The following is a 9,446-nucleotide window of genomic DNA, read 5'->3' as shown; positions in this document are numbered from 1 at the left end:
CCGAGCGGTCAGGCTCCAGTGTCCTCGACCGCCTCGGCTAGCAGTTCCGTCACGCCGACGATTTCGAGGTCATCCTCGTAGCCCCCGGTCTTGCGGCCGTCCTCGTACATCGTCATGCACATCGGGCAGGCGACGACGAACTTCTCGACGGCCGCGCCCGCCTCGGTGTCTTCCAGGGCCTCGCGCAGGCGCTCCTCGCTGGGTTTGGTCTCCTCCTCGAAGTCCATCCAGAGGCCGCCTCCGCCGCCGCCACAGCAGAAGGAGTCGTCGCGGTTGCGCGGCATCTCGTGGAGGTCGGCCCCGGTCGCCCGGATGAGCTCCCGCGGGGCCTCGAACTCGCCGTTGTACCGCCCGAGGTGACAGGGGTCGTGGTAGGTGACGGTGTAGTCCAGTTCCGACCCGGAGAGTCCGAGTGCGCCCGAACCGGCGAGGTCGGCGACGACCTGCGTGTAGTGGAACACGTCGTCCTCGCCCCATTCGCAGGCATCGAACTCGGGGTATTCGTTCATGAACGTGTTGTAGGCGTGGGGGTCCGTCGTGACGATGGACTCGAACTCGCAGTCGGTGATGGCGGCGGCGTTGTCCTCGACGAGCATCTCGTAGAGGCCTTCTTCGCCCACGCGGCGCACGTCGTTGCCGTCGGTCTGCTCGGCCTCGTAGAGGATGCCGTAGTCCACGCCGGCGGCCTCGAAGACGCGAGCGAGGGCGCGGGCGATCTTCTGGTTGCGCTCGTCGTAGCTCGGATAATCGCCGACGTACCAGAGGTACTCGACGGCTTGGTCGCGGGCGTCTGGCACCTCGAAGTCGAGTTCCTCGGTCCAGTCCGGCCGGGCGCGCTCGGGGTCGCCGAAGGTGTTGCCGTGCTGGAACACGTTCATCATCGCGTCTTGGACGTGTTCGTCCATCTCGCCGGCTTCCGTGAGCCGGCGGTTCATCTCGGTGAACTGCGTGACGTGTTCGATGTCGACCGGGCAAGCATCCATGCAGGCCATACAGGCCATGCAGGATTCCATCGTGTGGGCGTCGATGACCGAGGTCCTTCCGTCGGACTCGTCCGACGACGCGCCCCTCGCTGCGCTCGCGGCACCCCCGTCGGCGATGATGGGCACGTCCTCACCGCCGGCGTCGCGTTCCTCACGGTAGCGTTTCAGGTCCAGAATGACGTTGCGCGGGTCCAGCGGCCGCCCGGCGGCCTTTGCCGGACAGACCGAGGAACAGCGGCCGCACTTGGTACAGGCGTCGTGGTCGAGCAACTGCTTCCAGGAGAAGTCGTCGATGTCACTGGGACCGATCTCCTCGGGACTGGCGTCGCTTGGCACGCCCGGCAGTCGCACCCCGGCCTTCTCGTCGCGGGCGATGAGGTTGGCGAACGACGAGAGCATGTGGAACGGCTTCGCGTAGGGAATCCAGGCGACGAACCACAGCGCGACCAGCGAGTGGCTCCACCAGACGAAGGGATAGGCGGTGGCGGCCATCTCGGGTGTCATCCCGGCCATCACGAGTATTTCTTTGAGCGACCAGCCGACGAAACTCACCGTCTCGAAGGAGACATCTCGAACGGTCGAGGTGCCGAGAATCCGCACCGCTTCGGTGAGGTAGCCGCCGACACCGAGCACGAACAGCGCGCCCAGAAACAGGTCGTCCTCACGGGAGGTGTGCCGGTCGTGCAGACGCTCCATCCGGCGGCCGTAGCGCCGCCACAGCGCCACGCCGACGCCGACGACGAACAGCAGCCCCATCGCGTCCATCACGAACGAATAGGAGAGGTAGAACCGACCGACAAAGAAAGACTCCCCGGTCAGCGGACGATACAGGTCCATATCGATGCCGAGAATCGTCGTCCCGATAAGCAGCGTCAGAAACCCCCAGACGACGAAGGCGTGCATCACACCCGCAACGGTGTCCCGGTCCAGTTGCTTGCGGTTTGACAGGGCTAGCTGCGCCGCCGCAACCGTCCGCTGTGGCAGGTCATCCAGCCGCTCGAAGGGGTCTTCGCTGCCACGGGCGTAACGGGTGACGCGGTCGTACACGCCGTAGCAAAAGACGACGATGGCGAGCGCTGCGAGATAGTAAAACAGCGCCTTCCCCACGTCGCCGATGCGCCAGAACGTGGGACGAGTGGCTGTCTGGAGCGTCAGTGACATACGCTAACACGCACATTGTGGCCGCTTAAACTTTGTCACGCCCCCGCGCCGTCCCGCATGAATTTCAGCTGTGTTGAAAGTTTCTCGCGTTTACCTTACCCGTCCGACAGATATATCCCTCCGGAGACGGAGTCTAAAGTTCGATGGACGAGAAGACCGAAGAGCTCCGTGACATCTTCATGGATGTCTCCGACGAGGAGGCTGTGACGGAGTCACAGGAGGCTTCGAGAGGCACCCTGGCCGATACTGACGAGGCCGGTGTCGCGGACCGGCTCGGTGATGTTATCGCGCGGATGCGCGAGCGGTACGAGTTCCAGACCGATCTCGGTGACGACGCGCTGGTGACAGTTGTCCGACTGTTCTACGAGGGCAGCGACGACGGGGCTATCGCGGCCGAGATCGGGGCGGACGAGCCCGACGTGGTCGCGGCGCGGCTGGACCTCCATCTCCTCCGCGACGAGGACACAGAGGCACCGTTTGACCTGGCCGAGTTCCGCCGCCGCGTCGCCGCCGACGACCCGTCAGTCGCCGACCTCGCCGACGAGTTCGACATCGACGAGTCCTGGGCCGCCCACTACCGCCGCGTCGTCGCCGCACAGGACGCCGCCCGCCGGGTCTCCCACCGCTTCCAGAGCGAGTTCGAGGACGTGCTCACTGACGCCGGACTGTCGACACAGCACGCCGCCGCCCTCCGCGAGGACGGCCTCGACGAAGCCACCGAGGACATCGACTCGCTGGACTCCGACGCCGACGTGTCGATGTGACTCGGAGACCACTTCTGCAGTCGGTGTCGCTGCTTCCCGATAACGAGCGCGGCAAGGCCCGGCTGTCATCGGACGCAAACGCCCAGAATCGGCCGCGCGAACGGTAGGCTCATTGTAGGGCAGGGCAAACGCCGTGACAGATGGTCGCGACGAGTACGATTGTGACACTTGTTGTCGCGTCAGCGGCGAGTCTGTTCATGGCCTGGGCCATCGGTGCCGGGTCGTCCGGGTCCACTCCGTTCGCGCCGGCCGTCGGTGCGAACGCGATCTCGGTGATGCGGGCCGGGTTCTTCGTTGGTATCCTCGGACTGGCCGGCGCGGTCCTGCAGGGGGCCAACGTCACGGAGGCCGTCGGGAGCGAACTCGTCTTGTTCCCGAGCGGCGGCGGTCTCTCGGCAATCGCCGCTATCGTCGCCCTCATCACCGCGGCGGCGCTGGTCGCGGTCGGCATCTTCACCGGCTACCCCATCGCGACGGCGTTTACCGTCACCGGCGCGGTCGTCGGCGTCGGGCTGGCGATGGGCGGCCAGCCGGCCACTGCGAAATACATCGAAATCGTCTCGCTGTGGGTGCTCACGCCCTTCGTCGGCGGCGGCATCGCCTTCGGAACGGCGTGGTCGCTCCGCCACGAAGCTACCACGGAAGAACGGCTCGTACCGCTGCTAGGTGGCCTCGTCGGCGCAATCCTGGCGAACATCGAGTTCGTCCTGCTGGCCCCGGGCAGCGAGCAGGTGTCGGTCGCCCGGGCCGTCGCACGGGCGGCCGGGACCCCGATACTCCCGTCGATGGTCGCGGTCACGCTCCTTGCCGCGGCGCTCGCAACCGGACTGTTGTACCTGGACATCAGAGCGGATTCGGCGGCCGGGCAACGCCACTTCCTGCTGGTGATGGGCGGGCTCGTGGCCTTCTCCGCCGGCGGGAGCCAGGTCGGGCTGGCGCTGGGGCCGCTGGTGCCCCTGCTCGGCGAGGGGCCGACGGCGGCCATCCCCATCACCGGGGTCCTGCTGTTCGGTGGGCTCGGCCTCCTCATCGGCTCGTGGACGGGCGCGCCCCGGATGATCAAGGCGCTAGCACAGGACTACTCCTCGCTGGGACCGCGGCGCTCTATCGGCGCGTTGATTCCGAGTTTCATCATCGCGCAGGCGGCCGTTTTCTTCGGTATCCCGGTGTCGTTCAACGAGATCATCGTCTCCGCTATCGTCGGTTCCGGCGCGGCCGCTGGCGGCGGCGAAGTCAGTCGAGAGAAGATGGGCAAGACGGTGCTGGCCTGGGTCGGATCGCTCGCGCTGGCGTTCGGGCTGAGCTACGGGCTGTTCTGGGCTATTGACACGGTGCTCTGACGCAGTTAGCGACCCCAGACGTAGCGGCTCACGGCCTCGTTGACGCGCGTCGAAAGCCGTCCTATCCAGGCTTCGGGCGAGGCGCGTTCGATGTCGCGCTGGTCGACTTCGATACGGTCCTCGCCGAACGGGTCGCGAATCTGCTCGCCCGCTGTCTCATCGACAGCGTCGACGACGACTGTCATCGAACAGCGCCCGCAGGCTTCGGTGTCTTTCGCCATGATTGTTAGTGATTAATTATGGAGCCAGCGTAAAAAACTTGCCGAGGCGGTCGTGTACGGCCCGTGAACGACCGCACACTGACCGACGCCCTTAAGAGTCCGACACGGTATCGGCATGGTATGAAGTACCGCGGCAAGGCACCGGTGGGAACTGACCGTCCACGCGATGCAGCGCCATGAGCGGGGAGTCCGAATCCGGGTCGGCCGAGGAGTCCCCGGACTACAGCGCGGACAGTTGGGAGGACCCCGTAACTGGTGCGGTCCCGAAGTCGGAGCTTCCCGAGGAGATCGTCGAGGAGGTCCCACACTGGACCGACGACCCCTACCTCGACCGGGTGAGCGACCGGCTGATGTACAACTACACGCTGGAGCGGGACCACCGGCTCCGGGGCGAGCGCTGGGACCTCTACGGCGAGATGCGGGTCCTGAACCAGAAGCAGTTCTTCCACCCGGCGCTGTCCTACGGCGACCACGAGTCCGAGGAGTACCTCTACGCCCGCCGCGTCGACCGGCCGACGGTCGGCGAACTGAAGCGGCTGGTCGAACTGGGCCACGACCTGGCCGATAAGCGGGTCACGCCGAACGAGGAACACTACCGGACGGATTTCACGTTCGTCCTTGTCGCCGACGAACTGCCCGACGAGGTGCGGGCGTTCGTCGACGGCCAGCGCGAGCGAACGCTGTTGAAGTTCGGCTACTACGGCCACTACGAGGTCAATCTGGGCGTCGTCGTGCCCGACGAACAGGAGGCAGTCGCCGGCGAGGCCGCCGACGTGGTCGAGGCCTTTGTCCTCTGGGAGGACGTGACGACGCCGAGCGAGGGATTCCTCTCGCGGCTCGCCAAGCGGTTTTGGCAATGAGGCCACCGACGCGCCGCGGCTTCGTCGTCGCCTGTTCGGCAGCGCTGGCCGGCTGTCGCGCCCTGCCGGAGGAGAGCGAGCCGATCGAGGCCAGCGCGACCGCGCCAGCGGTACTTCCCGAGTCAAGCGAGTACTCGCTCGTTGCCGAGGATAACCCCACCATCGAGACGACAGTCACAGTTGATTTCTCCGGTGACGTGGAACTAACGTCCCGGCAGGATGTGATCGCAACGGTGTTCCAGCGCGTGTACGAGTCGCCAAGCGGGGAGCGGTTCGGGCTCCTGACCGCCCCGGCCGTACAAGTCGTCGACCAGCCCGAAATCGTCCGTGACCCGCTGACCGCGGTCGACGACGCCCGCGTCGTCGCGCTTGCGACTGGCGGCGATGTCGGCTCCGTCTCGGCGTGGGCCGAAAGCGGGTCGGCGACGTTGCTCGGGACCGAAACGACACAGATGGCAGCAACGGCGACGCTCGACGGCAGCGAGCGTGACCTCGCACGGATTCGCGTCCGTGCCGGCGCGGACTCGGTGACGGCGATAGCGACCGCGCCGGACGACGCTGCGCCGCCGTTCGACGCGGTCACGCGGGACGCGTAGCTGGCGCTGATGGCGAAAAATAAACGAAAAACGGCTGTGTGTCAGTCGTCGCTCGGTTCGACTGCAGCGCCACCAGCCCGTCCGCGGACGGTACTGATGTTGTCGTAGCCCTTTTTGACCAACGCCAGCGCGAGGCCGATGAGGACCAGCGCTAGCACCATCTGGACGCCCGACGAGATGAGGGCTGCGGTGTCAGCAGCACCGCCCTGGATGATGTTCTGGTAGAGGTTGCTGTAGAACGCCAGCCAGGCCAGTCCCAGGATCGTGATGGTCGTCATAATCGCCATCGGCACGCCCGTGGAGTACAGCTGCTTGCTGTCGTCCCAGTTGGCGAGCCAGATAGTCGCAGTCAGCAGCGCCAGCGCCGCGAGCAGCTGGTTCGCACCGCCGAACAGGGCCCACAGCGTGAGCCATTCGCCGGAAATGACCATCAGATAGGCCGGGATGGCCTGCACGAGCGGATTCGTGTAACGGCCACGCCCGATTTCACCGAGCGTCGAACGGATGCCGCCGCCGACGTTAAAGCCGGATGCGGTCTGGCCCGCTTCGAGGCCGACGATTTCCTCCATCATGTACCGGCCGAGTCGAACGGCCGTGTCCGTCGAGGTCAGCAGGAAACTCACCAGGACGAGCGCCATGAACGGTGCCCCGAACGACTCGGGGATAAAGAGACTGGTGAAGATGATTCCGCCGCCCGTTGCGAAGTTCGGTAGCGCAGCACCGATACCACCGGCTGGGTCGGCGAAGCCGGCCACGGCGAGCGTCGACAGTGCGACGGCGGCCAGCAGCCCCTCGCCGAGCATCCCACCGTATCCGATGAGGCGAGCGTCGGTCTCCTTGTTCAACTGCTTGGCCGTCGTCCCGGAGGACACCAGCGAGTGGAAGCCACTGATTGTCCCACAGGCGATAGTGATGAACAGGAGCGGGAACAGCGGTGCGAGACCCGCACCCTCGACACCCCAGAAGCCGTTGAACGCACCCATCGAGTCCGCGATGACCAGGGAGCCGCTTTCGGTTGCGGCCGTGCCGAATATCGTGCCGACAATGACGGCCAGCAGCGCGCCGCCGACGCCGGCGTACAGCAGGAATGACGACAGGTAGTCACGCGGCTGGAGCAGCACCCACACCGGGAGCGCGCTCGCAATACCCGCGTAGACCATGATTATCGGCACCCACGCCGCACGGTTGGGGTTCATCGCCGTCGCAGAGGAGCCGGGAATCCACTGGCCGCTGCCCAGGTTCAGGACGTCTGCGAGAACGAGCGTGCCTGCGGGGTAGCTCGCGTCGCCGACGGCCGGGAACAGCGCGAACGGGTACTGAATCCCCGCGTACACACCGGCGAACACCAGAGTAACGAACACAACGGTCCCGGGAATGAACGGCCCGTTCAGCTGGTAGAGGTACACCCCTAACAGCAGGGCCAGTGCGATGTAGACGAAACTCGCGGTCGTCACTTGCGGGAACGCGTCGAAGACGATGGCGACCACCAGCGCGAACACCGCGACGACGAGGATGATAGTGAGGAAGGCGAACCACAGCAGCATGTTCTTCCCCCCCTCCCCGATGTACTCACCGATGATGTAGCCGATGGACTTCCCTTCGTGTCTGAGTGAGCCAGACAGCGAGACGAAGTCGTGGACGCTGCCCATCAGCGGGTTACCGATGGCAATCCACAGCAGGGCGGGGACCCAGCCCCACACTGCACCGGCCGTTATCGGTCCGACAATCGGTGCCCCACCCGCAATACTGGAGTAGTGGTGGCCGAGCAACACCGGTTTCTTCGAGGGCACGTACTCCTGCCCGTCTTCGTACTTGTGTGCCGGTGTCTCGTTGTCGTTGTCGAGTTCGAGGAACCGCGCGAGGTATTTCGAGTACCCCAGATACCCCACGCTGAACGTCACCAGTACAGCCAGTACGATCCAGATTACTTGAGTCATGGTTCTGCATGAATATTAACCAAGATAGGGCTATTAATAGTTATTATATATTTCCTACAATTCTCAGGCCCGTCAAAACCTGCACTGACGCCCCCGTATCGACTATCAACGAAAATCCAATATCTGATTACTTATCGGTCGTGCACGGACCACACATGAGCGGATCCTGTCATCTCAGACGAACGTCGGCGCTTCGGCATCGGTCTCGACAGCGAGTTCGGCGGCGACATCATCGAGCAGGTCGCCTTTTACCTCCGCCGTGCGGGTCGTGATTTCCGCGACCAGCGGGGGATCGAGCGTCTCGCGGACCTCCTTGAGCCGCTCGGTCTCCGTGGCGACCCGGTCCCGGAGATACCGAGCCCCGCGGCCGTCTTCGCCGGGGTCCGGTTCGGGCGTGAGCTTGTTCGCAACGAGTCCCCGCACTGAGAGGTCACGCTCCCGCATCTCGTCGATAGCGCGGCGGGTTTCGTTGACCGAGAGCTGGTCGGGGTTGAGCACGAGGAAGAAGGCGGCGTCGGCCTGGAGCGCCCCGCCGGCGAACTCGAAGAACTCCTTGCGGTCCTGCAGGCGGGCCAGCACCGGGTCGCCGTCCATCACGCGCCGGGGCTCGTTGTTGCCGATTGCGGCCTTCTCGAAGAGGTCGATGCTCTTCTCGCGTTTGTGCATCAGCCGGTCGATCCATCCTTCGAGGAACTCCGGCAGGCCGAGCAGGCGGAGCGTGCTGCCGGTCGGCGAGGTGTCGAAGACGACCCGGTCATACGGGTCGGCGTTACGCATCACGTCGACGAAGCGGTCGAACAGGGCCGACTCGTAGGCCCCCGGCGTCTGGTGGGCCATCTCTAGCTGCTGGTTTATCTCGTTGACCATCGCCGCCGATACCTGCTCGGAGAGGTCGTTGCGGATGCCGTCGAGGTGGCGCTGGGTCTCGGTCTCGGGGTCGATCTCCATCGCGTCGAGCCCGTCGATGCCCTTGACGGATTCGGGGTCGTCGCTGAATGGCTGGTCGAACACGTCGGTCACCGAATGGGCCGGGTCCGTCGAGACGACGAGTGTCTCCAGACCCGCCCGCGCGGACTTGACGCCGTAGGCACAGGAGACGGTGGTCTTGCCGACCCCGCCCTTGCCGCCGAAGAAGACGAACGGTTCCATCAGAAGTGGTACTGCTGGCCCTTGCGTTCGATGTACGACCCACGGTCCCACAGCCGCCGCTCCCAGGCCTCGAACGTGTCTTCGAGATAGGGCAACAGTTCGGCGGTGTAGTACGACACCGGCGACGGGATGCCGAAGGCGTCGGGGAAGCAGGCGAGCATGAACGCGTCCTCGATGTCCTCGGCTTCCTTCTCGATTTTCTCGTAGGCCGGATGCGTTATCATGCCGTGGTACAGTCCGCGGGCCCACTCCCGCAGCGTCCGGCGAAAGCGCTCGATTCGGTCGGCCAGTTCCATCGTGGGTCATGTGTGCGGGAGGTACGGAGTAAAAGCTGTCGGGGGTGTCCGCCGATGGCGTCCGTTCGCTGGCCCGTCGCCTCGGGTCCGTTCACCGGGAGCCGCTACGGTCGTGTCCGCTCGCCGGAAAGGAGGCACG

The 9,446-nt window shown here is 65.2% G+C and carries 9 protein-coding genes; 4 read left to right on the top strand and 5 right to left on the bottom strand.

The window, feature by feature from the left end:
* Nucleotides 1–8 precede the first annotated feature (8 nt).
* Nucleotides 9–2,144, bottom strand: a complete 2,136-nt coding sequence (locus Harman_RS08990; protein WP_137683465.1) for a (Fe-S)-binding protein — start codon at nt 2,142–2,144, stop codon at nt 9–11.
* 143 nt (nt 2,145–2,287) lie between these two features.
* Here Harman_RS08990 and Harman_RS08985 point away from each other — a divergent pair, with 143 nt between their 5' ends.
* Nucleotides 2,288–2,908 (top strand): conditioned medium-induced protein 4, encoded by a 621-nt coding sequence (locus Harman_RS08985; protein WP_137683464.1) that lies wholly within the window; start codon nt 2,288–2,290, stop codon nt 2,906–2,908.
* Between the two features lie 140 nt (nt 2,909–3,048).
* Complete coding sequence (locus Harman_RS08980) at nt 3,049–4,248, top strand: inorganic phosphate transporter (protein ID WP_137683463.1); 1,200 nt, start codon at nt 3,049–3,051, stop codon at nt 4,246–4,248.
* A 5-nt stretch (nt 4,249–4,253) separates the two neighbouring features.
* On the opposite strand, the gene Harman_RS08975 is transcribed toward Harman_RS08980, so the two are convergent.
* Nucleotides 4,254–4,469: a hypothetical protein gene (locus Harman_RS08975; RefSeq protein ID WP_137683462.1), complete on the bottom strand. Its 216-nt coding sequence runs from the start codon at nt 4,467–4,469 to the stop codon at nt 4,254–4,256.
* Between the two features lie 176 nt (nt 4,470–4,645).
* On the opposite strand from Harman_RS08975, the gene Harman_RS08970 reads away from it, so the two are divergent.
* Nucleotides 4,646–5,329: a hypothetical protein gene (locus Harman_RS08970; protein ID WP_137683461.1), complete on the top strand. Its 684-nt coding sequence runs from the start codon at nt 4,646–4,648 to the stop codon at nt 5,327–5,329.
* Nucleotides 5,326–5,925 (top strand): DUF6517 family protein, encoded by a 600-nt coding sequence (locus Harman_RS08965; protein WP_137683460.1) that lies wholly within the window; start codon nt 5,326–5,328, stop codon nt 5,923–5,925. Before Harman_RS08970 ends, Harman_RS08965 begins: the two co-directional genes overlap by 4 nt.
* Before the next feature lie 41 nt (nt 5,926–5,966).
* Here the strand turns inward: Harman_RS08965 and Harman_RS08960 are convergent, their stop codons facing one another.
* From Harman_RS08960 to Harman_RS08950, 3 genes are all read right to left on the bottom strand, one after another.
* The gene (locus Harman_RS08960) at nt 5,967–7,862 is read right to left on the bottom strand and encodes a carbon starvation CstA family protein (RefSeq protein ID WP_137683459.1); all 1,896 of its coding nucleotides are present in this window, start codon (nt 7,860–7,862) and stop codon (nt 5,967–5,969) included.
* Between the two features lie 174 nt (nt 7,863–8,036).
* Nucleotides 8,037–9,011 carry an ArsA family ATPase gene (locus Harman_RS08955; protein ID WP_137683458.1) on the bottom strand — a complete coding sequence of 325 codons (975 nt, stop codon included), beginning with the start codon at nt 9,009–9,011 and terminating at the stop codon, nt 8,037–8,039.
* Entirely contained in the window at nt 9,011–9,307 is a 297-nt protein-coding gene (locus Harman_RS08950; protein WP_004959670.1) for a hypothetical protein, read from the bottom strand. Before Harman_RS08950 ends, Harman_RS08955 begins: the two co-directional genes overlap by 1 nt.
* Nucleotides 9,308–9,446: the final 139 nt, after the last annotated feature.

This window comes from Haloarcula mannanilytica (assembly GCF_005406125.1).
Classification (GTDB): Archaea; Halobacteriota; Halobacteria; order Halobacteriales; family Haloarculaceae; genus Haloarcula; species Haloarcula mannanilytica.
This window is presented reverse-complemented; position numbering and strand designations above follow the sequence as displayed.